Genomic DNA, 25384 nt, shown 5'->3' on the forward strand with positions numbered 1-25384 from the left:
GAAGGCGCGATGGTGTCAACATGCCATCCGGTTGCACATGTTTCATTTGACGCAAAGCCTGCGCGGATTAAGGCATCGGGCCCATGACATCCCCCGACGAACAGCCCGCCATTGCCCCGTCCGGGCCGCGACCCAAGCCGTGGATCGAGGGCATCCACGCCTATGTCCCCGGCCAGTCGAAAAGGGCGGACGGCGCGCCGCTCGTCAAATTGTCGGCCAATGAAAATCCGCTGGGCACCAGCGCGGCTGCACTGGCCGCCCGGACCGACGCGCCCGCGCCCAACGCCTACCCCGACCCCGATGCAAGCGCATTGCGCGCCGCCATAGGCGCGCGCAACGGCATCGACCCGCAGCGCATCGTGTGCGGCACCGGAAGCGATGAATTGCTGAACCTCGCGGCGCAGGGTTTCGCAGGGCCGGGGGACGAGGTGATCTACGTGCGCTACGGCTTTGCCGTGTACGACATCGCCGCGCGGCGTTGCGGGGCCACCCCTGTCGTCGCGCCGGACCGCGATTACGGCACCGATGTCGATGCGCTGCTCGCCTGCGTCACCGAACGCACGCGGGTGGTGTTCGTCGCCAATCCGAACAATCCGACGGGCCGCTACATCGGCGCGGAGGAGATGCGGCGCCTGCATGCCGGATTGCCGGGCGACGTGCTGCTCGTCATCGACCAGGCCTATGCCGAATATCTGGCGCCGGGTGAGGACGATGGCGGCATGGCGCTCGCCGCGGCGCATGGCAATGTGCTGGTCACGCGCACGTTTTCCAAGATCTACGGGCTGGCAGGCGACCGGATCGGCTGGGCGACGGGGGCGCCGCCGCTCATCGACGTGCTGAACCGGATTCGCGGGCCGTTCAACGTCACGCTGGCCGGGCAGGCGGCGGCCATCGCGGCGGTCGAGGACGAGGCATTCGTCACCCGTTCGCGCGACCACAATGCGGCGGAGCGTACCCGGTTCGTCGCGGCCATCGCGGCGATGGGCAATCACGGCCTGCGCGCGGTGGAAAGCGAGGCGAATTTCGTGCTCGTCCTGTTCGAAGGGGCGCTGTCGGCCGAAACCGCGCTCCTCGCGATACAGGATGCAGGCTATGCCGTGCGCTGGCTTCCGGGGCAGGGGCTGCCCCATGCGCTGCGCATTACCATCGGCACGGGCGCGCAGATGGACGCGATTACCGCCGTGCTGCGCCGGCTCACGGATGGCGGGGCATGACCGCGCCCGGTGATGCGGCGGCGCCCTTCGATACGGTCACGATCGTCGGGCTGGGATTGATCGGCGGGTCGATCGGGCTGGCGATCCAGCGCTCGCTTCCCGGTGTAAGCGTGCAGGGCTTTGACGCCGACCCGGAGGTGCGGGAAACGGCGCGGCGCCGCGGGCTGGCACATCGGGTTCCCGACACCGTGGAAGAGGCGGTGGCGGACACGGATCTCGTCATCCTGTGCGTGCCGGTGCGTGCGATGGGCGCGGCGGCGGCGGACATGGCAGACGCGCTCCCCTCCCATTGCATCATAAGCGACGTAGGGTCGTGCAAGGCGTCGGTCGCCGAAGCGATCGGGGCGGCGCTGCCTGCGCATACGATCATTCCCGCGCATCCCGTCGCCGGGACGGAGCATTCCGGGCCCGAGGCCGGTTTCGCCAGCCTGTTCGACAATCGCTGGTGCATCCTCACCCCGCCGGACGGGGCGGACGAGGAGGCGGTGGCCCGCCTGTCCGCGCTGTGGTCCGCGATGGGCGCCACGGTGGAGCGCATGGACGCGGAACATCACGATCTCGTGCTCGCCGTGACCAGCCATGTGCCCCACCTCATCGCCTATACCATCGTCGGCACGGCTTCCGATCTTGAGGAAGTGACGCGCGGCGAGGTCATTAAATATTCGGCTGGCGGCTTTCGCGATTTCACCCGCATCGCGGCATCGGACCCCACCATGTGGCGCGACGTGTTCCTGTCGAACAAGCAGGCCGTGCTCGAAATCCTGCAACGCCTGTCGGAGGATCTGAGCGCGATGCAGCGGGCGATCCGGTGGGGTGACGGCGATGCGCTGTTCGAACGGTTTTCGCAGACGCGCGCCATTCGCCGCTCCATCATCGAGGAAGGGCAGGACGATGCGCGGCCCGATTTCGGGCGCGGGGATCACCTGTCGGGCAGGCCCGGCAATGACGAGGACGAGGGGGACACCCCGACCCGCTGATCCTGCGGGTTGAGCGCGTTGATCGCGGCGTGGACGCGCGCCTCGACCTCCGCGCGGTCGAGGCCGGGCGGAATGACTTCGCCAAAGCGATAGGTGATGGTGCCGCTGCGCTTCGGCTTCGTGCGATAGACATGCCCGCTATCGACCGCGACGGGCACCACCGGCAGGTTCATGAGCTTGTAGATCCCGGCGAACCCGGACCGCAGCGGCGGCGCGGTGCCGACAGGCACGCGCGTGCCTTCGGGAAAGATCGCGAAGTCGCGGCCGGTCTTCTTGTACTCGCGCGCGGCCTTCGCCATGGTGCGCAGCGCGGTCGCACCCTGCGTCCGTTCCACGAACACCATGCCATAGGCGCGCGCCGCCCGGCCCCAGAACGGGATGCGCGACAATTCCGCCTTCGCAAAGGGGACCGGATTATTGCCCAGCAGGCGCGGCAATTCGATCGCCTCGAAAAAACTTTCATGGCGCAGGGCATAGATCACCTGGCCCGCCGGACGTTCCCCTTCGAGCACGACCCGAATACGCAGGATATGCGCCGCGCAGGCCCGGTGAAACGCTGCCCATCCGTAGGCGATGCGCTGCACCACGCGCTCCGAAAACGGCGCGGCGAGCATGCCCAGGATCGCGAAAATCGCACTTCCGGGATAGAATATCAGCGCGAACAGCGCCGTGCGCACGCCATTCATATCAGCCCGGTCCATTCGGCCACATGGCGCGCCACGAATTTGTGATATTCGAGGAACAGCATGAACATCGACGGCTCCGTCGGGACCGCATCGACGAGCACGGTCATGCCGGGGTCGAGCGTCTGCTTCACATCGAAAAGCGCGCGCCGCATGTGCCAGTCGCTCGTCACGAGGCGCAGCGTGCGATACCCCTTCGCATCGGCCCACATCGCCGCCTCGTCCGCGTTGCTGCGCGTATCGACCGCATCATAGCCCAGCGCGATGCAGCATTGCAGCAGATCGGCGCGAATGTCGTATTCGGCGGCCAGCTCCTCCGGCTTCACCTCAGGATCGACGCCGGAGATCAGCATCTGGTCCGCCCATCCGCGTTCAAGCACGTCGAGGCCGCGCTCGATCCGCCCGGCCCCGCCGGTCAGCACGACGACGGCATCGGTCCGCGTGTCGCCCGCCGGTTGCGGCAGGACGAGCGCGAACCACGCAAAACCAAGCGCCCAGGCAAGCAGGAAAAAGGCAAAGATACGGCGAAACATGTCGTCAGCGGCTTTAGGGTGCCCTGCCCCGCGCCGCAATCGCGTAATCGGCACGCCGCGCTTTCCCGCCCAACGGATCGCCGCGTTCCGGCAAGGGCGCTACGCGCCGCATGCGCGCTGCGTCAGGGGCGGCGAAGGGTTCGCAATTGCCTGTGCGCGTGGTACGCGCATGTGGATAACCGCGCTTTTGCCATTGCATCGGTCGCTCGCCGGCTTGCCCTGAGGCGAATCGCGCTGTTTAAGATAGGCATATGCTCATCGCCTGCCCCGCCTGCCAGACGCGATACGATGTGCCTCCGGGCGCGCTCGGCGAGAATGGCCGCACGGTCCGCTGTGCCCAGTGCGGCAATAGCTGGTTCGCGGCTCCCGATGCCATCGCCGATCCCGCCCCGGTGGCCGCGGACGATGGCGATACCGCCGGGTTGCCGGATGGCGAAGCCGCGGCGGCGCCAGCGCCTGTTGCGCCGGAAACCGAGGGCGAAAATGTCGGAGCGGACGATTCGGTGCCAGACCCCGTCGACGTGCCATCGCCCGACCACGAATGGGACGAGGAAAGCATGCCCGCTGCCGCGCGGCCCCGGGCCCGGTGGCAGGTGTGGCTGATCGCGGCATTGGGCGTGGCGGCGATCGCGGCGGCAATCTACGGAACGGCGCGTCTTTACGGCCTGCCGGACTGGGCACCGGGCGCCAACAGCAGCTTTGCCACAGCGCCCGAAAATCTGGACCTCGATTTCCCCGACAAGGACCAGATCCTGCAGACAACGGAGGATGGCGCCCGCTTCTTCACCGCGAGCGGCCGGATCGTGAACACCGGAAGCAGCGCCAGACGCGTCCCGCCGATTCAGGTTATCCTGCGCGATTCGCAGGAACGGATCGTCTATAGCGTGGAGATGATCGCGCCCAAAAGCGTGCTCGAACCGGGCGAATCGATCGCCCTGCGCGAGGCGATGACCGACATTCCGCGGTCGGCACGCGTCGTCGAAATCGGCTGGAAATCGTTATAATTGCGATGCGTGTCACGGCAGGGCAAATTGGCGGTTGCGCCGCTCGATCCGTGTTGCTAATGGCACCGACCTACCGGACGGGGCCAGCCCCGAACCTTCTCGGATATGCGGCCGTGGCGGAATTGGTAGACGCGCAACGTTGAGGTCGTTGTGGGCGAAAGCCCGTGGAAGTTCGAGTCTTCTCGGCCGTACCATTCCCCGATCAAAGAAGGGCACTTTGCCCTTCGATTGACGATGCTGCAGCCGCGCTTTGTGCCGGTGCTTCGCTCCCTTCCGAAATCGCCGACATCGGACCGATGCAGACCGTACCGATGCAGGCACGCGCAATCTGCTGTCCTGCCGTGTTCGCACCGGCGCTCTGCATGATCGTTTCGCGGAGGTTGGAAGGGCGCGCCTCCCTTCGCGCGGTGTCGATTCCTGGCGTTTCCATTGAGGTGCTTTGCCGCAACGTCGGGCGCCTCTGCCCACGCGGGCGAAGCCGATGGCCTGCAAAAACCCGATCCGCCACCCCGCCAAAGAAATCCCACCCATGACGTTTTCAGTCAGCAATTCGGAACGATCGCACGCCGATGCGCGCAGTACCCGCCCGAATCGCGCGGACAACAAACGAGACCGCTCGCTTTTGCCGGCATCCGGTTTGCCGCGGTAGTCTGGCGCGTCATTTCGGCGCCACGGTTGCCACGCCGGGCGTCGAGCAAAAGGTATAGTCGCCACCGCGCAGTCCGGCTTGGCGAATTTCCTTTCACTCCGGCCTGATTCCCGATCGCGGCTTGCGAATGTCGGTCGCCGAAAGCCGGACAAAGGAGCAGAGCACGCCGCGAGTGAGACCCAAACCCAGATCTCAGGGACGCCAAGTCGCGTGACCCCGCGAACCGCAGGAGTTCAGCATGTCTTGAAAGGATGGTGCCGCTTACAGGACTCGAACCTGTGACCCCCGCATTACGAATGCGATGCTCTACCAACTGAGCTAAAGCGGCGACGCCATGCGCCTTATCGACGCGTGGCAGATCCGGCAATGCGTTTTTGCGCATCGTCGAATCAAATACCAATGTCCGCAAATGGAGGCCCGAGCCGGAATCGAACCGGCGTGCAAGGATTTGCAGTCCTCTGCGTAACCACTCCGCCATCGGGCCTCGATGAGCGAGCAGCGCAGCTAGCGCGCCTTGGCGAGAAATGCAATCCGGCAAAATGCGCGGATGCAATTCCCGCCTCTTATGCGCGCCGCGGATCTACCCGCCATTGTGCCCCATCGACTGGAACCAGCGCTTCACGTTGCGCGCCGCCTGGCGCAGGCGCTGTTCGTTTTCCACCATGGCGATGCGGACGAAACCCTCGCCCAGCTCGCCATATCCGACGCCCGGCGCGACGGCGACCTTGGCCTCCGCCAACATGCGCTTGGAAAATTCGAGGCTGCCCATGTGGCTGAACTGCGGGGGGAGCGGCGCCCAGGCGAACATCGAGGCGGCGGGCGGCGGAATGTCCCAGCGCGGCCGAACGCCTCCACCATGACGTCGCGGCGTTTCTGATACAGTTCGCGGTTGCGCGCGACGATGTCCTGCGGCCCGTTCAGCGCAGTGCAGGCGGCTGCCTGAATCGGGGTGAAGGCGCCGTAATCGAGATAGCTTTTCACCCGCGTGAGCGCCGCGATCATCGTCGGGTTGCCCACCGCGAAACCCATGCGCCATCCGGCCATGGAATAGGTTTTCGACAGCGAGGTGAACTCCACCGCGACATCCTTCGCCCCCGGCACCTCGAGAATCGAACGCGTCGGCTTGCCGTCGTAATACAGCTCGGAATAGGCGAGGTCGGACAGGACCCACACCTCGTTCTCCTTCGCCCAGGCCACCACCCGTTCGTAAAAGGCAAGATCGACCGTTTCCGCCGTCGGGTTCGACGGGTAATTCACGATCAATACGGTCGGGCGCGGCACCGAATGGCGCATTGCGGCGTCGAGCGCGCGAAAATAATTCTCGTCCGGCGTGGTCGGCACCTCGCGAATCGTGGCGCCGGCGATGATGAAGCCGAAGGTGTGAATGGGGTAGGACGGATTGGGCGCGAGGATGACGTCGCCCGGCGCGCTGATCGCGGTGGCGATGCTGGCCAGCCCTTCCTTCGATCCCATGGTGACGACAACCTCGCGCTCGGGATCGAGATCGACGTTGAACCGCCGCCCGTAATAATTCGCCTGCGCGCGCCGCAGACCGGGGATGCCGCGCGATTGCGAATAGCCATGGGCATCGGGCTTGCGAGCGACCTCGCACAGCTTGTCGATGACATGGTCGGGGGGCGGCAGATCGGGATTGCCCATGCCGAGGTCGATGATGTCCTCACCGCTGTGGCGCGCCGCCGCTCGCATCGCGTTGACTTCGGCGATGACATAGGGCGGCAGACGCTTGATGCGGTAGAATTCGTCGTTCATTTCTCGGCTTTTGGTTGCGGGTTCATGGCCCGTGATTGAAACAAAATTGCGCTCGTGTGCGCTTCGCCACGCTTTGCTTACCCTGTGCGGGGAACTCAAGCCAAATTCGCGCGGACATTGCTTATTGCCGTCATGTGCCGCACAAATGCAATTGCAGTTTGATGGCGAAGGGTGATGCAAGATGGCGCACGGGGCGGACAATTCGGGTAAGGACGCACCGGGGAACGACTGGCTGACAACGATGATGGCGGGGCCGTTTGCGCCCGTCATGGCCGGCCCCATGCGCGAAATGGTCGCCATGCAGTCGAAGGCCGCGCAGGCCATGTTCGATGCCTTCCTGCCCCGCCCCGCCGCCGGAGCCGCAACGTCCGACCCGGCAGAGAGTGACACGCCGCCAGCCGCCGGCGGCGCCCATTGGCAGGAACTGTCCGACAATCTCACCGCGATGTGGCAGGGCTATCTCGCCATGAAGCCGGGCGCGGCCAATCCGCTCGCCGACCCTGCGAAATGGATGGAGATGGCGAGCCGCTGGATGAATCAGTCGCCGCTCACCGAAATGGAAACGCAGCAGCATTTCCTGAAGGAAAGCCTCGCCCTGTGGCAGAACGTGCTCGGCCAGTATGGCATGGCGGAGGGGAGCGCACCCGCCACGTTGCCGCGGCAGGACCGCCGTTTCGCCGATGAGAAATGGCGCGAGCAGCCGCTCTTCGCGATGCTGCACCAGGCCTATCTCCTGTGTGCGGAGGAGATGATGGCCGCCGTCGACAAGGCGGACGGCCTGCCCGACGACCGGCGCGAGCAGATGCGCTTTTTTACGCGGCTGATCACCGAATCGCTCAGCCCCGCGCATTTTCCGCTCACCAATCCGCTGGTCATCGAACGCACGCTCGAAACCGGCGGCGAGAACCTGTTGAAGGGGATGCAGCGGCTCATCAACGATCTGCAGGCCGGGCAGATTACCCACACCGATACCAACGCCTTCGAAATCGGCCGCGACATCGCCGCGACGCCGGGCAAGGTCGTGCATGAAACCGAGCTTTACCAGCTCATTCAATATAGCCCGACGACGGACGACGTGCTGAAAACCCCGCTGGTCGTCTTTCCGCCATGGATCAACCGGTTCTACATCCTCGATTTGGGCGAAAAGAAGAGCTTCGTGAAATGGGCGGTCGCGCAGGGGCTGACGCTTTTCATGGTATCGTGGAAATCGGCGGACAGTTCGATGGCCGATGTCACGTGGAGCGATTACGTCCGCGCGCAGGTCGAGGCGATCGATTTCGCGCGCGAACGGCTGAAGGTGCCGTCGGTGCATACCATCGGCTATTGCGTGGCGGGCACCACGCTGGCCGCGACGCTCGCCATGCTGCACCGGCGCGGGGAAGCGGATCGCGTCGCGTCGGCCACGTTTTTCACCGCGCAGGTGGATTTCAGTGAGGCCGGCGACCTCAAGGCGTTCATCGACGAACAGCAGATGGCCGCGATCGAGGCGACCGCCACCGACGGCTATGTCGACGGGCGCTATCTCGCCACGACATTCAACCTGTTGCGCAGCCCCGATCTCATCTGGAGCTATGTGCTCAACAACTATCTGCTGGGCGAGGATTACCGGCCTTTCGACCTCCTCTACTGGAACGGGGACACGACCAATCTTCCCGCACGCTGGCACCGGGAATATCTGCGCGACCTCTATCATCACAACCGGCTGGTCGAGCCGGACGCAATGGCCGTCGACGACACGCCGGTCGACCTGCGCAAGGTGACGACGCCGGTCTATATCCAGGCGGGCAAGGAGGATCATATCGCCCCCCTGCCCAGCGTGTGGAAGCTGACGCGCCATTTTTCCGGACCGATGCAGTTCACCCTTGCCGGGTCGGGCCATATCGCGGGCGTGGTGAACCCGCCCGCCGGTGGGAAGTATCAGTACTGGACTCTGCCCGATGGCGTGGCGCTTCCCGAAACGCTCGACGAATTTAGGGAAAAGGCAGTCGAAACGCCGGGCAGCTGGTGGCCGGACTGGATCGAATGGCTGCGCTCCATCGACGACGCCACTGTCAAGGCAAAGGGCAAGCGCAAGCCCGGCGGGAAGGGCGACACGGTGATCGAGGACGCGCCCGGACGCTATGTGAAAACGCGTTAGGCTTCAGCCCTTTAGGCCGAAATGCTGCACCGTTGCGACGATTATGGTGCAGTGCAACAAAACATTTGACTTTCCAGCCGCGACCCCCTATTGTTGCATTGCAGCATGAGGCGACGTCCTATTGTTCGTATCATGCCCCCGTGACCGGCGTTCGGTCGGATCACGGGCTGAAAACGAAGAGTGAGGTCGCCTGATGGCTGACAACAAGAGCAACGATGCACCGATTCCCAAGCCCGAAGAGGCGAAGGCGAGCATCCCTGTCGAACAGGATGCGCCCGTGACCGCGCCCGCCACCCCGCCGGCCGCCGCCGAGACGAAGCCGGCGCCAAGCAAGGCGGACGAGGCCAAGGCGGGCGAGGCCAAGGCGGGCGAGGCGAAGACCCCGTCCGATGCGGAGCTTTCCAAATCCGCCCTGAAGGCCGCGTCGGCATCCGCCGCACCGGTCAAGCAGGCCATCGCGAAGGACCGCGCCAAGCCGCAGCGGTCCAAGGCGAAAAAATCCGTGACCCAGACGAAGTCCGCGTCCTCCGCCAAGAAGGCGAAGGCCACCGTGCGGTCCGAACTCCCGGTTGCGCGAAAGTCCGCACCGCAAAAGGCTGCGGCGACAAAGAAGGCGGCGCCGTCCCGTCCGGCACCCGCAACCGGCAAGACAGATCGAAAAACGGAGAAGAAATTCATGGCAATCAATACCGAAGAAATGACCAAGACCGTCGAAAACACCATGGGCGAAATGTCGGCGCGCACGAAGAGCGCGTTCGAGAAGGGTTCGGCCATGTTTCAGCAGGCCGGCGATTTCGCCAAGGGCAATGTCGAGGCGATCGTCGAATCGAACAAGATCCTCGCCGCCGGGCTTCAGGAACTGAGCCGTGACGCTCTCGCCGAGAGCAAGGCCGAGTTCGAGGCGATGACCGCCGAGATGAAGGAAATGGCAGCGGTGAAGTCGCCGACCGACTTCTTCCAGATGCAGAGCACCTTCATGCGCAAGCAGTTCGACAAGGCCGTCGCGCTGAGCTCGAAGAACACCGAAGCCATGCTGAAGCTCGCAAACGAAGCGAGCCAGCCGCTCTCCAACCGGATGAGCGTGGCGATGGAAAAGGCGAAGGCCGCCTGAATAATGGCGTGACGGGTGCATCGCACCCGTCGCCAGACTGACGAAGGCCGGATGCGGACACCCCCGCATCCGGCCTTTTTCAATGCGCGCCGACCGCATTCGGCGCCGCTCATCCCGCCGGCGTGAGGGTCGAATCGCGAAAACTTGTCGCATCGCCCCTTGTTCCCCGGCCCTTCGATACGATATTCGAAAGCGGTCATGACTTACCACGATCTTCCCGCCTGCCTTCGTGGCATGGATACCGGCGCGCTTGTCGCCCGGCACGATCCGTTCGCCGTTCGTAGTGCGCAGGATGACGACAACGGCGGCGACGACCGCGACGGTCACAACGATGGCAAGGGACAGGTCGGCATCGCCACCCGCACCCGTGCCAAGCCGAAGAAACCCAGCCAGTTCAAGGTCCTGTTGCTGAACGACGATTACACGCCGATGGAATTCGTCGTGCTCGTCCTCAAGCGATTCTTCCGCATGGACATGGAGCAGGCGACGCAGGTCATGCTCCACGTGCATCAGCGCGGCGTGGGCGTATGCGGCATCTACCCCTATGAAATCGCCGAGACGAAGGTGAACCAGGTCATGGATTTCGCACGGGAAAATCAACATCCGCTGCAATGCACGCTCGAAAAGGCGTAACCCGCCACGCGGACAGGTGACCGGCCGGGCGATTGTCTGTATGGGCCTGCCGGGACACCCAGGTCGGGCCGTGCCACCGGCCCCGCCGCCCTCCGACCCGCCCGTGACCGAGGCCCGTTTTCGTTGAGCCGATTCTTCACCGCCACAGACCGCTATGTCTTCCGGCTCGTGCTGGTGCCGATGATCGGCACGCTGGTGCTGGCGGCATCGCTGCTGATCCTCGACAAGATGCTCCGCCTGTTCGAGGTGGTGGCGAGCGAAGGCGGCCCGATCGGCGTCGTGTTCCGGATGCTGGCCAACCTGCTGCCCGAATATATGAGCCTTGCGATCCCGCTTGGCCTGATGCTCGGCATCTTGTTCGCCTTTCGCAAACTCGCGATCAGCTCCGAACTCGACGTGATGCGCGCGGTGGGGTTGAGCTATACGCGGTTGTTGCGCGTGCCTTATGCGATCACCATCGTGCTCGCCGCGGTGAACTTTGCCGTGGTCGGCTATCTGCAACCGCTGTCGCGGTACGATTACGAACGGCTCGAATTCGAACTGACCTCAGGTGCGCTGGGCGCGTCGATCAAGGTGGGCGAATTCACCACGCTACAGGACCGCACCGCCCTGCGCGTGGAAAAAAGCACGGACAATGGCCGCCAGCTGGAGGGGATCTTTGCCCGCGTCACCGAACCGGGCGGTGACATGCTGTCGATTTCGGCGCGCGAGGGGCAGTTCCTCGCCAATCGCAACGATCCCAACGCCATCGTGCTCCGCCTCGTCGACGGTACCATCATTCAGGATCAGGCCTCGATTGCCGTGCCGCGCGTGCTCACCTTCTCGCGCTATGATCTGCCGATCGACCTGCCCGCGCTGGAACGGTTCCGCACCCGCGGCGGGGAGGAGCGCGAATATCTGCTCCCCGAACTGCTGCAACTCGGCTGGGCCAAGGATGTCGACAGCGATGTCCGCAACGTCACCCGCGCCAGCCTGAATTACCGGCTGGTGGAGGTGGTGATGATGCTGCTTTTGCCGCTGCTGGCGCTGGCGCTGGCGATCCCGCCCAAACGCTCGACTTCCGCGCTCGGCGTGTTCGTGTCGATCGTGATGGTGGTCGCCTATCACAAGATCAATCAATACGGGCAGGACGTCGCCGCGCTCGGCCTCATCAGCCCGCTCGTATCGCTCTGGGTGCCGTTCCTGGTCTTTGCCGCGCTGATCGTGTGGATGTACTGGCGCGTGGCCTATGTTCCGGGTGGGCAAGCGATCGGCTGGCTCGAGGCGATCGCCAGCTTCGTGATCAAGCGGATCAAGCGGATCGTCGCGAAATTCCGCCGCGATCCGGGCGATGCCCGCCGCGCGCCGGATGCAGAGGAGCCCGGCCATGCGGCTTGATTTCTTCCCCTCGCGGCGGCTGACGCTCTATCTCGGCACGACTTTCGTGGTGCGGATCCTTGCCGTGCTGGCGATGCTGGTGATGATCCTGCAGGTGCTCGACCTTCTGGGTGAGAGCGGGAAGATCCTTGCGGCGGATGGCAATGGGCAGGCGCAATTGCTGACCTATGCCTCGCTCCGCATACCGCAGCTCGTTGCACGCTTCCTCCCCTATTCCGTGCTGCTCGCCACGATCATCACCCTGTCCACGCTCAACCAGAACAGCGAGGTGATCGCGATGAAGGCGTCGGGCCTGTCCGCGCATCAGATTCTCGCGCCGCTGGTGCTGACCGCGCTGCTGATCGCGGGGGCGAGCTTTGCCTTCAACGAGCGTGTCGTCACCCGCGCCACCGCCACATTGAGCGCGTGGCAGAAGGCGGATTACGGCCCCGTGCCCGAAACCGACGGGGCGCTGGCCAATATTTACATGGTCGAGGGCAACGATATTCTGAGCGCGCGTCTCGCCACAGGATCCGGCGATGCGATGCAGCTTTCGGGCGTCGTGTGGTATCGCCGCGATCCGACGCTGATGCTGGCCGAACAATGGCGGGCGGACACGGCGCGCTGGACCGGCCAAGGCTGGCTCCTGTCCCGGCCCAGCCGGTTCCGCGTCGCCAGCGCGAGCGAGGAGCAGATGGCCGATACCACCGTCGCGCCTGGCATTTCCCCGGTAGAGATCGAGATCAGCAACGTCAACGCCGATGCGCAGAACCTTGGCCAGCTGTCGCAATCGATCGAGGCACTCGAACGCGCAGGGCGCCGCACCGACGAGTTGAAGGCGAAATGGTGGCACAAGATTTCGGGGCCGCTGTCGGCGGCGCTGATGCCGCTGCTCGGTGCGGTGGCGGGGTTCGGGCTGGCGCGGTCGGGGCAATTGTTCGTGCGCGCGATCATCGGCATGGCGCTGGGCTTTGCGTTTTTCGTCGTGGACAATGCCGCGCTGGCCATCGGCAATTTTGGCGGCTATCCGCCTTTTCTCGCCGCGTGGGCGCCATTCCTGCTGTTCCTGCTGATCGGCGAGATGGTGCTCATCCGCACAGAGGAATGACCCACCGCGTTCGCGTGCCCCGGCACGTTTGAAGGATGCCACGAATGAACGATAGCGCCGCGATCACGATCACACCCGTCTCCACCGACAAGGCGCGCAAGGCGTTTCTCGACGTGGCCTATCACCTCAATGCGGGCGATCCGAACTGGGTTCCGCCGCTCCGCGTTGAGGCGGCGGAGGTGATCGATCGCGACCGGAACCCGTTTTTCGATCATGCCGAGGTGCAGCTTTTCCTCGCCTTTCGCGCGGGCACGGCAAGACCTGTCGGCCGTATCTCCGCCCATTTCGACCGGCTCGCGCTGTCCATGCCGCCGAAGCAGGGGATGGGGCCCGGCACCGGCAACTGGGGCCTGCTCGAAGCGGAGGACGAAGAGGTCGCCGCCGCGCTCATCGCAAAGGCCGAGGACTGGCTCCGTTCGCGGGGGATGGACCGGGTGCTGGCGCCGATTTCGCTGTCGATCTGGGAAGAGCCGGGCCTGCTGACCACCGGGCACGACCATCCGCCGACGGTGATGATGGGCCATCACGATGCGCGCTACCAACCCTGGGTCGAGGCGCAGGGCTACGCGCCCGCCAAATTGCTCCGCACGTTCGAGATCGACATTCGCGTGCCCTTCCCCAGGCTGATCCAGAGGATCATCGCATCGGGCGAAAAGAACGCGAAGATCAACGTCCGCAAGGTCCGCAAGGCCGATTTCGATAGCGAGGCGGCGATCATCCTCGACATATTGAACGATGCGTGGAGCGGGAACTGGGGCTTTGTCCCCATCACCGACCGCGAAGTGGCGCATACGGGCAAGAAGCTGCGCCCGCTGGTGCGCGAGGATCTCATCATGATCGCCGAATACGAAGGCGAACCGGTCGCGTTCATGATGACGCTCCCCGACGTGAACAAGGTCATTCACGAGATCGACGGAAAGCTGTTCCCCTTCGGCTGGGCGAAATTGCTGCGCTGGCTGCGCAAGCCGACCAATGCGGACATGCGCGTGCCGTTGATGGGCGTGCGCAAGAATTTGCAGAACACCCGCCTCGCCAGCCAGCTCGCCTTCATGATGATCGAATATATCCGCCGTGCCGCGGTCGAGGAATATGGCGGCACCCGCGGCGAGATCGGATGGATCCTGGAGGACAACCAAGGCATGAACGCCATCGCCGAGGCCATCGAGGCCCATGTGAACCGCGAATACACGATCTACGAAAAGGCGCTCTGACGCGGCTCTGCCGGGTGTGACCATCATTTGTTTGGTGCATCGGGAACATAGAGCGACCATGCGGGGTTTTCATCCTGACGCAGCCAGACCCGCCGCGCGGCACAAGCGCCCGGCAGCAACGGCACAGGTGCGCCAAGGCACCCACCCCGACCGCGCATTGCAGCAAGGACCGCAAGGACGATGACCACCCGCCAGACACCGCCGAACCCGGATCACCGGATCGGTCATGCACTGGTGGTGGAGGACGATCCCATCCTCGCCATGTCGATCGAGGATATTCTGCGCAACGGCGGCGCGCCGCAGGTGACCGTCGCGTCGAGCACGCGGACCGCGCTCGACGCGCTCGAGGATACGCGTTTCGACGTGGTCGTGCTCGACGTGCATCTGGTGGATCGCGACGATGGCTGGGCCGTGGCCGAGCTTGTCATGCAACTGGGCCCGCAACGCCCGCGGATCATATTCTCGACCGGCAATCCCGAGGCGATCCCCGACACGATCAAGGAACTGGGCACGGTTCTTACCAAGCCCTACGCGCCCGAAGCCTTGCTCAACGCCGCGCGCGACAGCCGCCGCACCGGCCTGTTCGCAAAGCTGCGCGGGGCGATCTCCAGCGACTGACGCACGAGGATTGCGGCACGCGGATCGCAGAACGACGGCGCAGGACAGATGGCGCAGGCTCCACCGGGCCGGCGCCATTTTCGCATGGATGACGCGCGATGTCCGCAACCGTAACGCACCGGCGATCCATGCCCGGAAAACTTAAAAAAAAGGCCTTCGCTCTCCTGTTAAAGAGCGAAGGCCTTTCGGGATCGTATCACCGGCCGCTTGGACGGGAGGGGGTCTCGGCGGTGATATAGCCATAATGACCGGGCCGGAATTGGGTTCCGGCCGCCCCGCAATTTTTTCGAATTTTTTAAAGGCCACGGGCGCCGCCGGCATCACAGCTGCGGATGTCCGCCGTTTTGGGCCCTAGATATAGGGGCGCGGCGCATCGCTTCGGCCATCGAATTGCGCGAAGTCGCAGGCGGCCGCCATGTCGGGCACGTAAATCTCGTTGAGTGTCCAGTGCACCAGGTTCTCTTTTCGCAAGGCCTGTATCGAGCGATGCGTATGGACGAGCGAGAGGCCGAGCATGTCGGCGATCTGCGTCTGCGTAACGACCAGCGGCAGGCGATTGCCGTCGGCCACGCAACTCGCCTGCGCCCGCCGGAGCAGGAAAATCGCGAGATTGGCGATCCGTTCGAGCGCGTTGCGCCGCCCCAGCGAGAGCAAATGATCCTCGAGCGCGGCCTCCTCGCGTGCCGCGATCCAGACCGTGTCGAAACCGAGCTGCGGATGGGCGCCGATGAAATCCCGAAACCCCGACCGCGGAAACGAACAGAGCGTCACGTCGCTCAACGCCTCGACCCCGTGCGACATCGGCTCGTCGAGCGCGGATTGCAGTCCGACGAGGTCGCCGGGAAACATGAAATTGACGATCTGCCGCCGCCCGTCGGGCAGGGCGCGATACCGGATGAGCACGCCGCGAAGCACCGTGTGCAATTGCGTGGCCGGGGCGCCTTGGATGAAGACGGCGGTCCCGCGCTTCAACGTGATCTCGCCCATCTTGTAGCGTTCGATACCCGCACGGTCCTCCCGCGACGGCGGCTCCAGCCCTTCGCATCCCATCAACGGGCATTGCTCGCACGATGTCGGCGGCGCGTCCCCGCCGTGTCTCATGTCCCGCCCCGTATCGTCCTGCACGCAGCCCCCTTGCCGGTTTCATGATTGCCGTATGACACGCGATAGAAGAAATAACGCAGGTTTTGTCAAATGCCGGTGCGGGGCGGCGGCGCCATGGGTGGCGCCCTGCCGAATTGCTTGCGCCGTCCGTTCATTCGTGGCTATGGCGGGAACAAGTCGGGCGCCGCTGCGTTATGTTGCGCGTCTCATAATACGGAAGGGTTTGAATGTCTCTCGGGGCTAAAGTTGCCGCCAATCTTCCATATCTGCGCCGCTACGCGCGCGCACTTTCAGGATCACAAAGCACCGGCGATGCCTTCGTGCGCGCCACTCTCGAGGCTGTTCTCGCCGATCCGGAGCTGAAGGAAAGCCTCGGCGAAGGCGGGCGCGTGCCGCTCTACCGCGCTTTCAACAAGCTCTGGGCTAGCGCCTACATGCAGGTCGACGGCGAAGGGTCGGGCGACATGCTGGGCGACCACGAAAGCGCGGCGCAGGAACGGCTTTCCAATATCACCCCGCTCAACCGGCAGGCGCTGCTCCTGACCACGCTCGAGGATTTCTCGATCAAGCAGGCAGCAGAGGTCATGGACCTCGAACCGGGCGAGGTCGAAAACCTCGTGCAGGAAGCCGTGTCCGAAATCGACCGCGAGGCCGCGACGAGCGTGCTCATCATCGAGGACGAGCCGCTCATCTCGATGCAGCTGGAAGATCTGGTCCAGTCGCTGGGCCATGAAATCTGCGGCACCGCGGCCACCCGGACGCAGGCGCAGGACGTCATCAAGCAGCAGATGCCGGGCCTCGTGCTCGCCGATATTCAGCTTGCCGACGGCAGCTCCGGCCTCGACGCGGTGGACGATATTCTCGCCATCGATTCGGTGCCGGTGATCTTCATCACCGCCTATCCCGAACGTCTGCTGACGGGTGACCGGCCCGAGCCGACCTATCTCGTGACGAAGCCGTTTCAGGAATCGACGGTGCGCGCCGCAATCAGCCAGGCGCTGTTCTTCGGATCGAGCCGCCCGCTTCCCTGATCGCGGGGGTTCCTTCTACAGCATTGAGAAAAAGGCCGGCCCGCCATCGCGGTGCCGGCACTTTTTTATGCGCCTTTCGGATGGGTCGCCCCGCCCTCGCCCGCTCTACCGCCGGGCGCGCATTGCGAATTCGGTGGGCAGACGGACCGGGATCAACATGGTGCAGCGCACGCCGCTCGGCTCGAACACGAGGTCGACGGGGTTGCGCAATTCGTGGGCGACGATCTTTTCGATGAGATCGGTGCCGAAACCGCGCGACCGCTCCTGCGACACCGGCGGGCCGCCCTCCTCGCGCCAGCGCACGCGGACCAGCTTGTCCGACACCAGGTCCCATTCGACATGGACCATCCCGTCCGCCACGCTCAGCGATCCGTATTTGGCCGCATTCGTCGCCAGCTCGTGCACGGCAAGACCCAGCGACAGGGCGTCGTTCGGGGCGAGATCGACCTCCGGCCCCGCCATTTCGACATGGCGGTTCCCTTCCTGCGCATAGGGCGCCATTTCCACCTCGATCACCGCGCGCACGGGGGTGGTGCCCCACTCCGACTGCGTGAGGAGATCGTGCGTCGCCGACAGCGCCCGGATCCGCCCGTCGAGCGAATTGGCATATTCATCGAGGCTTTTCGCGCGCCGGCGGGTGAGCGACATGATCGACAGCACGTTGGCGAGCGTGTTCTTCACCCGGTGGTTGAGTTCGCGCGTGAGCGAGTTGCGGATCGCGGCCTGCTCCTCGAGCCAGGCGATGGTGCGGCGCGCCTCGACCGCCTGCCGCGTGAGCAGCCAGGCAATCGCGAGCGCGAGGCTCGCCACGATCAGCCCGCCGAACAGCACGATCACCGAAAGCTGGCTGAGCGCAGCCGGCGACAGCGCCTGCAGCTCGATGATCCATTCGCGATTGGCAATATTGACGGTTTTCGTGACGCTCTGCCCGCCGGTTTCGATAGTCATCGTCTCGGCCATCAGCCGGTCGGGCGCGATCCTGCCGTCATAGACACGCAGCGCGGCGCGTTCGGGCAATTCCCCCTCCAGCGCGGATTCGATGAAATCGTCGGCATTGAACGGGCTGTAGACATAGCCCTTGAGCCGCGTGGTCGTCCCGGTGCCGCTCGCATCGAACACCGGCATGTAGATGAGAAAGCCGGGATCGGCATCGCCGTCCTCTTCCTGCACCAGCACGACCCGGCCCGAGGCGGTGGGCCGCGCGGTGCGTTCCGCCTCCAGCATGGCGCTGCGCCGGACCTGCTCCGAAAAGAGATTGAAGCCGATGGCCCGGCGGTTCCGGTCGGTCAGCGGCTGAAGATTGACGACGGGAACGGCATAGGCCTGGTCGGACGAGGGCAGCGGGTGGATCTTGTACCCCGCCCATCCGGCATCGCGCATGGTGCGTTCGAATGCGGCGATATCCCGCGTATCGACCCGCTCGCCCCAGCCGATCCCCTCGGCCCCGCGAAAATTCGCATCGAGCCGCAATTGCCCGATGAACGTCTGGAACAAAGCGGCCGGCACCTCGTCCTGCGTCGCGAACAGCGCGGCCCCCGACCGCAGATAGGCGGCATTGGCATTGGCCCTGCGTTCCAGCGCGGAGGCGATGGAGGTCGCCTGCTGTTCAAGTTCGCCGCGGCGGGTTTCGGTGTCCGCGCGTTCGACGGCCCACACGCAGATCGCGGTGATGGTCATCACGGCGAGGAAGATCGCCACCGGCAACGCCCGCGGATAATGCGCGAACCATCGCAGCACGCCGCCCATGCGCGGTTCGTCCCTGAATGCGTCGGGGACACTGCCCAATGGGCGCTCTGCCATGATCGCGCTCTGTTTCTTCATAATTCCCCGGGCCAGATACGAGCCGGTATGCGACGATGCGGGCATTGAACCTGCGAACCGCATCATACCCTTCGATGGCCTGCACTGACCGGAGGATGTGCCGTGTTGTCAAGGGTCGGCATATACCCTATCGGATGGGGGAACCATCGCGGCGGACAAACGTTCCGCGCATATGACGAGGGTCGAATTAATTTTTGTAATGTCCGCCTTTCGGGACCGAGCACGGATGCCGCACTTGCGGAATGGGTCCATCCACGGTTCTTCCGGGCTTTGCTGCGAGGCGGAATGACAGGTAATAAAGACGTGAAAAAAACGCCGAACGACAGCGACAAGCGATCGCCAGAGGGCAAGCGCCCCGACTGGGCGACCGGCTTGCGCCAACTTTACGACTCGGTGGTCGAAGAGCCTTTGCCGGACAGCTTCGCGGATCTTTTGTCGAAGTTCGATTCGGAGGATTGATGTCAGCACATGACAAGCCTGCACCAAGCAGGAAGGCGCCGGGTCAGGATGGCACGTTGCGTCAAAGGGAATTCAAACACGAGCTGACACAGGTGATCCCGCATCTGCGTGCCTTTGCGCGCGGGCTTTGCGGTCGTCCCGACATGGCCGACGATCTCGTGCAGGAAGCCTTGATGAAGGCATGGGCCGCACAGGAACGGTTCGAGCCGGGCACCTCGATGCGCGCCTGGACCTTCGTGATCCTGCGCAATGCCTATCTCACCGATATGCGCCGCAACCGGTTTCGCGCCGATTACGACGAAACGGTGGCCGAACGCATCCTGACCGCGCCTGCGGGACAGGAAGGGCCGCTGCATTTGTCCGACATGCACCGGGCGCTGCTCACGCTTCCGCCCGAGCGGCGCGAGGCGCTGCTGCTCGTCGGGGCCGGCGGGTTCAGCTACGAAGAGGCGGCGGAAATCTGCGAATGCGCCGTCGGCACGATCAAGAGCCGGGTCGGACGCGCGCGAGCCGCGCTGAACTCGATGCTCGACGAAGGCTCGATCCCGCAGCGTTCGGTCAAGGACAGGGTCGCCCATGCGGCGATCATGGGCGAACTCGATGACATGGCATCGCCGCAGGTGAACGCCGGACGCGATTGAAACGGGCCGCGCCGCGCAGGATCGCGGCGGGCAATCCGGCCGAAAGGCACCCGGCACGGTTGGGGCATGATGGAATGGCCGATCGCGGAAATGATGGAGACAGTACGGCGGGCAACACTGTGCCCGTCGGCGTCGAGCGCGGCGCCGACACGCGCGTAACGTCGGACGCGGACGCCGATACCGCGGCGCCCCCACCGCCCGACGATTACAACCGGCTTCTGTCCGCATTGCTGTTGATGGGCGGGCTGGGCATATTCCTGGCCCTGCCCTTCGTCCTGTCCATCGGGGCGGTGGTGTTCCTCCCGCTCGTGACCGCGATCATCCTCACCATCATCCTGTCGCCGCTGGCCGACTGGCTCGCGCGGTGGGGCACTCCCAACGTGCTGGCCTCGTTTCTGTCGATGGTGATCTTCATCGCGATCGTCGTCGTCGCATTGGCCACGGTGTTGCAGCCCGCGATCGTCCTGCTCGACGATGTGCCGCGCATGATCGAATCCATCGCTGAAAGTTTCTCCACCTTTCGCGGACAGATCGAATGGGTGAACGAACTCAACCAGCAACTGGGTGAGCTTGGCGGCGGGAGCGGCGAGCGCGGCAATACGGTCGTGGTCGCGACCCCTTCGATCGTCGAGCGGCTGGCCTATGCGACGCCGACGTTGATCGTGGAAACGCTGCTGACGCTGCTCATGGCGTTCTTCATGATCGAGGCGCGGGTGCGGATGCGGCGGCGGCTGCTGCTCGACCGCAGCGAGTTCGGCGCCTCACTCCGGGCCGCGCGCGTCATGCGCGAGGTGCAGGACCGCGTTGCCAGCTATATCTTTACCGTGGGCATGATCAACGCATCCGTCGGCGTGGTGGTGGCGCTCGGCGCGTGGGCGCTGGGCATGAATGCGCCGATCATGTGGGGCGGGCTGGCCGCATTGCTCAATTTCCTGCCCTATCTCGGGCCGCTGGCGATGACGGGGCTGCTGTTGCTGTTCGGGTTGGGCGGTGCGGACACGATTCTCGGCGGCCTGATCCCCGCCGCGGCCTATCTCGCCCTGCACGGGGTCGAGGCGAATGCCATCACGCCCGCGATCCTGGGCAAGCGGTTTACCGTCAATCCCGTGCTGATCCTGCTCGCGATCAGCTATTTCACATGGGTCTGGGGTGCGTTGGGGGCGCTGCTTTCGGTGCCGATCCTGATCACGCTGATCGCGCTGTTTCAGCATCTGGGCCATCCCAATATTATCGGTTTCCTGTTCGGCGAACCGCTGTTCCTCCCGCGCGAGGAGCAGGACGAACCCCCGCTTCCGCCCGTGGCATAGCGGGGCGACATATAAAAAAGGCCGGGCGCAATGCCCGGCCTTTTTCCCTCGGTCGAAATCTACCCGATCAGGACGGATAGCTCCAGATCGAGCCGCGCTCGTAATTTTCCGCGGCGAAGTCCCAGTTGATGTGATCGGTCGCGACCGCCTTCAGATAGTCGGGGCGCACGTTCTTGTGATCGAGGTAATAGGCGTGTTCCCACACGTCGAGCGTGAGGAGCGGGTTCTTGTCGCCGATGGCGAGCGTACCGGCATCGTGCGTTTCCTCGATCGTGAGCTTGCCGTCATTATCCGCGGCGAGCCAGACCCAGCCCGATGCGAAGTGACCGGCACCGGCCTTCTGAATCTGGTCGAGAAAGGCGTCGAGCGAGCCGAACGCGCTGTCGATGGCACGGGCCAGGTCGCCCGACGGTGCCTTCTTGTCCGGGCTCATCGAGTTCCAGTAGAAGCCGTGGTTCCACGCCTGCGCCGAATTGTTGAACAGGCCCTGGTCGCCCTTGCTGTCCGCCTCGGCGATGATCTTCTCGAGCGAGGCGCCGGCAAGGTCGCTGCCTTCGATGGCGGCGTTCGTCTTGTCGACATAGGCCTTGTGATGCTTGCCGTGGTGGGTGTTCAGCGTGTCGGCGGAAAGCGCCGGGCTGAGCGCGTCTGCGGCATAGGGAAGATCGGGAAAGGTGATCGACATGTGTGTCTCCTGATTGAATTGAGTACGACCCCGTGGCCCCGATATGGGCCGGGTATTTAAATTACCAACGGGTGAACGGCGATGAAGTTGCATCGAAAGCCGGATTTTTGCCGCAGCCGGTCTGCGCGCCCGGTCAATGTGCCTCGTGCCGTCACGCCTCCGCCAGGCGTGAACGCCGCCCCACGGTGGCCGCGACCGCCACATCCATCGTCACGTTTGCCAGCGTGCGCATCAGATCCGGCACCACCTCCACCGCCACGAGAAGCGCCAGCGGCTCGATCGGAACCCCCATGGTCAGCGCAATCGGCCCGATGGAGGCGACGAAGCTGATGGCGCCGGGCAGCGACACCGAGCCCAGCGTCGTCAGCATGGACACCGCCAGCCCGGCCGCGATGACCGGCGGCGACAAGGGCACGTCGAACAACGCCGCAACATAGATCGCGACGGCAAGGTTCATCGCCGGGCTGGTCGCACGAAAAATCGCCACCGCCATCGGCAGGACGAAATCGCTCGCCTCCTCCCGCACGCCGAGCTGCCGCGTCGCCGCCAGCATTGCCGGCAGGCTGGCGAGCGAGCTCTGTGTCGACAGGGCGACGGCTTGGGCGGGGAGGATCGCGCGGGCAAACGCGGGCAGAGATACCCGCGCGCCGACCACCGCCACGGCATAGGCGGCGAGGAAAATCGCTCCGCCCACCGCCACCACCAGCGCCACGTAATGCGCGAGCAGGCCGATCGCGTCCGCCCCGCTGGTCGCGCCGAGCGCGGTGCCGAGCGCGAACACCCCCACCGGCGCGAGTTTCAGCACCCAGCCGATCATCACCAGCATCGCATTGCCCAGCGCGGCAAAGAACCCGGCGATGATGTCCTGCTGCGCCGCGGCCAGCCGGGTCAACGCCATGGCGAACACGGCAAAAAACACGACCAGCGGCAGCATCGCCGTCTCCGCCGCCGCCGCGACGATATTGACGGGCACGAGGCTCCCGATGAGATCGCCGAGCGAGGGCACCGGCCCCGGCTCCGCCCCCGCCATCTGCCGGGCGAGCGCCTGCGCAGCCTCGCCCGGGACCGGGAAGGCGGACAGGAGCGCGGGCATCGCGACCGCCGACAAAACCGCGCCTGCAAACAGCACGAGCGCGAATGTCCCCAGCGTCAGCACCGCCATCCGGCCCGCGCCCGCCGCCTTCACCATTTGCAGGATGCCATTGACGAGCAGGGCCGCCACCAGAGGCACGATCGTCACCTGCAACGCTCGCAGCCACAATGTCCCCACCGGGCCGAGTACGGCCAGCACCGCATCGCCCCCGCCCCGTTCGGCCAGCACGAACCCCAGCGTCAGCCCCGCGACGAGCGCCGCCAGCGTCCAGGCCGCCGGCATGCGGATTTCCGGCGGCGCGAGCCCGCCCGCCGACGCGGGTTCGGACCCGACCGCGTCGTGATATTCGCCGTTTGCGCCGCCCGTTGCCAAGATGCTTGCCCCTTTTCATGCCCGGCGCACCGTGACATGGAACGCGTTTGAGCCGCCTGATGCACGCACGCATTGCTTCAGCAAGGGACGAAAACTTTTGGGACGCAAATATTTCGGCACCGACGGCATTCGCGGCCGCACCAATGAAGGCGTGATGACCGCCGCCATGGCGATGAAGGTGGGTCAGGCCGCGGGCACCTATTTCCTGCGCGGGGCGCACAAGCACCGCGTCGTCATCGGGAAAGATACGCGGCTGTCGGGCTATATGATGGAAAGCGCGCTGGTCGCGGGCTTTACCAGCGTCGGGATGGACGTGGTGCTGCTCGGCCCGATGCCGACGCCGGCCGTCGCGATGATGGCGCGTTCGATGCGCGCGGATCTCGGCGTGATGATCTCGGCCAGCCACAATCCGTTCGAGGACAATGGCATCAAGCTGTTCGGCCCCGATGGCTTCAAGCTTTCGGACGAGGACGAGATGGCGATCGAGATGATGCTCGATCAGGAGCAGCTGCTTGTCCCGGCAAAGGATATCGGGCGGGCGCGCCGCATCGACGATGCCAAGGGACGCTATATCCACGCGGTGAAGAATTCGCTGTCGGACAGGGTGCGGCTGGACGGGGTGAAGATCGTCGTCGATTGCGCACACGGTGCCGCCTATGACGTGACGCCGTCGGTGCTTTGGGAGCTGGGCGCGGACATCGTGCAGATGGGCGTCTCGCCCAACGGGCTCAACATCAATCAGGACGTCGGCTCCACCGCGCTCGACGCGATCAAGGCCCGCGTGGTCGAGGAAGGCGCCGACATCGGCATCGCGCTCGACGGGGATGCGGACCGGCTGATCGTGGTGGACGAAACGGGCCGCACGGTCGATGGCGACCAGATCATGGCGCTGATCGGGCGGGACATGCACCGGCAGGGGCGGCTCACCGGCGGAGGCGTGGTCGCGACGGTGATGAGCAATCTCGGCCTTGAACGTTTTCTGGAGAGCGAGGGGCTGTCGCTGGTGCGCACGGCGGTGGGCGACCGCTACGTGCTGGAGGCGATGAAATCGGGCGGTTTCAACGTGGGCGGCGAACAGTCGGGGCACATGATCCTGCTCGATCATGCGACGACGGGCGACGGGACGGTCGCCGCGCTACAGGTATTGTCGGCGCTGGTGCAATCGAGCGGCAGGGCGAGCGAGCTGCTCCATCTGTTCGACCCGGTGCCGCAATTGCTTAAAAACGTGCGCTATACAGGTGGGCAACCGCTCGACACCGAAAGCGTGAAGACCGCCATCGCCCATGGCAAGGGCGTGCTGGCCGGGACGGGCCGCGTCGTGATCCGCAAATCGGGGACCGAGCCCGTGATCCGCGTCATGGCCGAGGGCGACGATGCGGGCACGGTGGAACAGGTCGTCGACGCGATCTGCGACGCGGTGCGGGACGCGGGCGCGTGACCATTGCGCGCATATTGGTGATCGCCGGTTCGGATTCGTCGGGCGGCGCGGGGATACAGGCCGATATTCGCACCATCACCATGCTTGGCGCGCATCCGATGACCGCGATCACCGCCGTCACCGCTCAGAATACGCAAGGGGTGCAGGGCGTTCACATGCTGCCTGCCGATTTCGTCGTGACGCAGGCACAAAGCTGCATCGCGGATATTGGCGTCGACGCTGTGAAGATCGGCATGCTCGGCGCGCCCGACATTGCCCATGCGGTCGCCGACCTGCTCGAAACGCTGCGCGTGCCGATCGTGTTCGACCCGGTCATGGTCGCGACGAGCGGGGCGGTGCTCGCCGATGCGGAGACGATTGCCGGGTTTGAACGGTTGATGGCTCTCGCCGCGCTGACCACCCCGAACCTGCCCGAGCTGGAGGCTCTGG

At 64.9% G+C, this 25384-nt stretch carries 22 protein-coding genes, 3 tRNA genes and 2 pseudogenes; 17 read left to right on the top strand and 10 right to left on the bottom strand.

Annotated elements, in window-relative coordinates; translation table 11 throughout:
* The first annotated feature begins 83 nt into the window (after positions 1 to 83).
* Positions 84 to 1214: a histidinol-phosphate transaminase gene (locus JD971_RS06085; protein WP_202086695.1), complete on the top strand. Its 1131-nt coding sequence runs from the start codon at positions 84 to 86 to the stop codon at positions 1212 to 1214.
* Positions 1211 to 2191, top strand: coding sequence for a prephenate/arogenate dehydrogenase family protein (locus tag JD971_RS06090; RefSeq protein ID WP_202086696.1), 981 nt, complete (start codon positions 1211 to 1213; stop codon positions 2189 to 2191). Before JD971_RS06085 ends, JD971_RS06090 begins: the two co-directional genes overlap by 4 nt.
* Here the strand turns inward: JD971_RS06090 and JD971_RS06095 are convergent.
* Together JD971_RS06095 and JD971_RS06100 are read right to left on the bottom strand one after the other, a co-directional pair.
* The gene (locus JD971_RS06095; RefSeq protein ID WP_236672304.1) at positions 2134 to 2892 is read right to left on the bottom strand and encodes a 1-acyl-sn-glycerol-3-phosphate acyltransferase; all 759 of its coding nucleotides are present in this window, start codon (positions 2890 to 2892) and stop codon (positions 2134 to 2136) included. The two genes, JD971_RS06090 and JD971_RS06095, sit on opposite strands and share 58 nt — an antisense overlap.
* A complete protein-coding gene (locus JD971_RS06100; RefSeq protein WP_202086698.1) occupies positions 2874 to 3407 on the bottom strand; it encodes a YdcF family protein in 534 nt (177 codons plus the stop codon). Before JD971_RS06100 ends, JD971_RS06095 begins: the two co-directional genes overlap by 19 nt.
* A 251-nt stretch (positions 3408 to 3658) precedes the next feature.
* On the opposite strand from JD971_RS06100, the gene JD971_RS06105 reads away from it, so the two are divergent.
* Together JD971_RS06105 and JD971_RS06110 are read left to right on the top strand one after the other, a co-directional pair.
* Positions 3659 to 4411: a zinc-ribbon domain-containing protein gene (locus JD971_RS06105; RefSeq protein ID WP_202086699.1), complete on the top strand. Its 753-nt coding sequence runs from the start codon at positions 3659 to 3661 to the stop codon at positions 4409 to 4411.
* A gap of 107 nt (positions 4412 to 4518) precedes the next feature.
* Positions 4519 to 4605, top strand: a tRNA-Leu gene (locus JD971_RS06110).
* 8 nt (positions 4606 to 4613) lie between these two features.
* Here the strand turns inward: JD971_RS06110 and JD971_RS06115 are convergent.
* The 4 genes and pseudogenes from JD971_RS06115 to JD971_RS06130 form a co-directional block, all read right to left on the bottom strand.
* Positions 4614 to 4859, bottom strand: coding sequence for a hypothetical protein (locus JD971_RS06115; RefSeq protein WP_202086700.1), 246 nt, complete (start codon positions 4857 to 4859; stop codon positions 4614 to 4616).
* A 453-nt stretch (positions 4860 to 5312) separates the two neighbouring features.
* Positions 5313 to 5388: transfer RNA gene (locus JD971_RS06120), tRNA-Thr, on the bottom strand.
* Positions 5389 to 5470: 82 nt separating this feature from the next.
* Positions 5471 to 5544: transfer RNA gene (locus tag JD971_RS06125), tRNA-Cys, on the bottom strand.
* 96 nt (positions 5545 to 5640) lie between these two features.
* A pseudogene (locus tag JD971_RS06130) lies at positions 5641 to 6830 on the bottom strand (LL-diaminopimelate aminotransferase).
* Between the two features lie 241 nt (positions 6831 to 7071).
* Between JD971_RS06130 and JD971_RS06135 the strand changes: the two are divergent.
* From JD971_RS06135 to JD971_RS06165, 7 genes are all read left to right on the top strand, one after another.
* The gene (locus JD971_RS06135; protein WP_371809740.1) at positions 7072 to 8967 is read left to right on the top strand and encodes a PHA/PHB synthase family protein; all 1896 of its coding nucleotides are present in this window, start codon (positions 7072 to 7074) and stop codon (positions 8965 to 8967) included.
* Between the two features lie 193 nt (positions 8968 to 9160).
* Positions 9161 to 10078, top strand: coding sequence for a phasin family protein (locus tag JD971_RS16520; protein ID WP_236672306.1), 918 nt, complete (start codon positions 9161 to 9163; stop codon positions 10076 to 10078).
* 234 nt (positions 10079 to 10312) lie between these two features.
* On the top strand, positions 10313 to 10711 hold the full coding sequence (clpS, locus tag JD971_RS16525) for an ATP-dependent Clp protease adapter ClpS (RefSeq protein ID WP_371809741.1): 399 nt from the start codon (positions 10313 to 10315) through the stop codon (positions 10709 to 10711).
* Between the two features lie 123 nt (positions 10712 to 10834).
* Complete coding sequence (locus tag JD971_RS06150) at positions 10835 to 12088, top strand: LptF/LptG family permease (protein WP_256435296.1); 1254 nt, start codon at positions 10835 to 10837, stop codon at positions 12086 to 12088.
* Positions 12078 to 13175, top strand: a complete 1098-nt coding sequence (gene lptG, locus JD971_RS06155) for an LPS export ABC transporter permease LptG (protein ID WP_202086701.1) — start codon at positions 12078 to 12080, stop codon at positions 13173 to 13175. The genes JD971_RS06150 and lptG overlap by 11 nt, the downstream gene beginning before the upstream one ends.
* Before the next feature lie 44 nt (positions 13176 to 13219).
* Complete coding sequence (locus JD971_RS06160) at positions 13220 to 14386, top strand: N-acetyltransferase (protein WP_202086702.1); 1167 nt, start codon at positions 13220 to 13222, stop codon at positions 14384 to 14386.
* 180 nt (positions 14387 to 14566) lie between these two features.
* The gene (locus JD971_RS06165) at positions 14567 to 15004 is read left to right on the top strand and encodes a response regulator (protein WP_202086703.1); all 438 of its coding nucleotides are present in this window, start codon (positions 14567 to 14569) and stop codon (positions 15002 to 15004) included.
* 351 nt (positions 15005 to 15355) lie between these two features.
* Here JD971_RS06165 and JD971_RS06170 read toward each other — a convergent pair whose 3' ends face one another.
* The gene (locus tag JD971_RS06170; RefSeq protein WP_202086705.1) at positions 15356 to 16129 is read right to left on the bottom strand and encodes a Crp/Fnr family transcriptional regulator; all 774 of its coding nucleotides are present in this window, start codon (positions 16127 to 16129) and stop codon (positions 15356 to 15358) included.
* A gap of 206 nt (positions 16130 to 16335) precedes the next feature.
* Between JD971_RS06170 and JD971_RS06175 the strand changes: the two genes are divergently transcribed.
* Positions 16336 to 17139: a response regulator gene (locus JD971_RS06175; protein ID WP_202086707.1), complete on the top strand. Its 804-nt coding sequence runs from the start codon at positions 16336 to 16338 to the stop codon at positions 17137 to 17139.
* A gap of 105 nt (positions 17140 to 17244) precedes the next feature.
* Here the strand turns inward: JD971_RS06175 and JD971_RS06180 are convergent, their stop codons facing one another.
* Positions 17245 to 18960 (bottom strand): CHASE domain-containing protein, encoded by a 1716-nt coding sequence (locus tag JD971_RS06180; RefSeq protein WP_236672308.1) that lies wholly within the window; start codon positions 18958 to 18960, stop codon positions 17245 to 17247.
* Positions 18961 to 19263: 303 nt separating this feature from the next.
* Between JD971_RS06180 and JD971_RS06185 the strand changes: the two genes are divergently transcribed.
* The 3 genes from JD971_RS06185 to JD971_RS06195 all read left to right on the top strand — a co-directional run bounded on the left by JD971_RS06185 (position 19264) and on the right by JD971_RS06195 (position 21367).
* The gene (locus JD971_RS06185) at positions 19264 to 19419 is read left to right on the top strand and encodes a NepR family anti-sigma factor (protein WP_236672309.1); all 156 of its coding nucleotides are present in this window, start codon (positions 19264 to 19266) and stop codon (positions 19417 to 19419) included.
* Positions 19419 to 20060 (top strand): sigma-70 family RNA polymerase sigma factor, encoded by a 642-nt coding sequence (locus tag JD971_RS06190; protein WP_202086710.1) that lies wholly within the window; start codon positions 19419 to 19421, stop codon positions 20058 to 20060. The genes JD971_RS06185 and JD971_RS06190 overlap by 1 nt, the downstream gene beginning before the upstream one ends.
* A gap of 74 nt (positions 20061 to 20134) precedes the next feature.
* Positions 20135 to 21367 carry an AI-2E family transporter gene (locus JD971_RS06195; RefSeq protein WP_202086711.1) on the top strand — a complete coding sequence of 411 codons (1233 nt, stop codon included), beginning with the start codon at positions 20135 to 20137 and terminating at the stop codon, positions 21365 to 21367.
* A 67-nt stretch (positions 21368 to 21434) separates the two neighbouring features.
* On the opposite strand, the gene JD971_RS06200 is transcribed toward JD971_RS06195, so the two are convergent.
* Both JD971_RS06200 and JD971_RS06205 read right to left on the bottom strand, forming a co-directional pair.
* A complete protein-coding gene (locus tag JD971_RS06200) occupies positions 21435 to 22052 on the bottom strand; it encodes a superoxide dismutase (protein WP_202086712.1) in 618 nt (205 codons plus the stop codon).
* A gap of 151 nt (positions 22053 to 22203) precedes the next feature.
* Positions 22204 to 23517 (bottom strand): dicarboxylate/amino acid:cation symporter, encoded by a 1314-nt coding sequence (locus tag JD971_RS06205; protein WP_236672311.1) that lies wholly within the window; start codon positions 23515 to 23517, stop codon positions 22204 to 22206.
* Positions 23518 to 23614: 97 nt separating this feature from the next.
* Here JD971_RS06205 and glmM point away from each other — a divergent pair, with 97 nt between their 5' ends.
* Together glmM and JD971_RS17090 are read left to right on the top strand one after the other, a co-directional pair.
* Positions 23615 to 24955, top strand: a complete 1341-nt coding sequence (glmM, locus tag JD971_RS06210; RefSeq protein ID WP_202086713.1) for a phosphoglucosamine mutase — start codon at positions 23615 to 23617, stop codon at positions 24953 to 24955.
* Between the two features lie 80 nt (positions 24956 to 25035).
* A pseudogene (locus JD971_RS17090) lies at positions 25036 to 25341 on the top strand (bifunctional hydroxymethylpyrimidine kinase/phosphomethylpyrimidine kinase); the annotation flags it as partial.
* Between the last annotated feature and the right edge of the window lie 43 nt (positions 25342 to 25384).

Source organism: Croceicoccus sp. YJ47 (assembly GCF_016745095.1).
Classification (GTDB): Bacteria; Pseudomonadota; Alphaproteobacteria; order Sphingomonadales; family Sphingomonadaceae; genus Croceicoccus.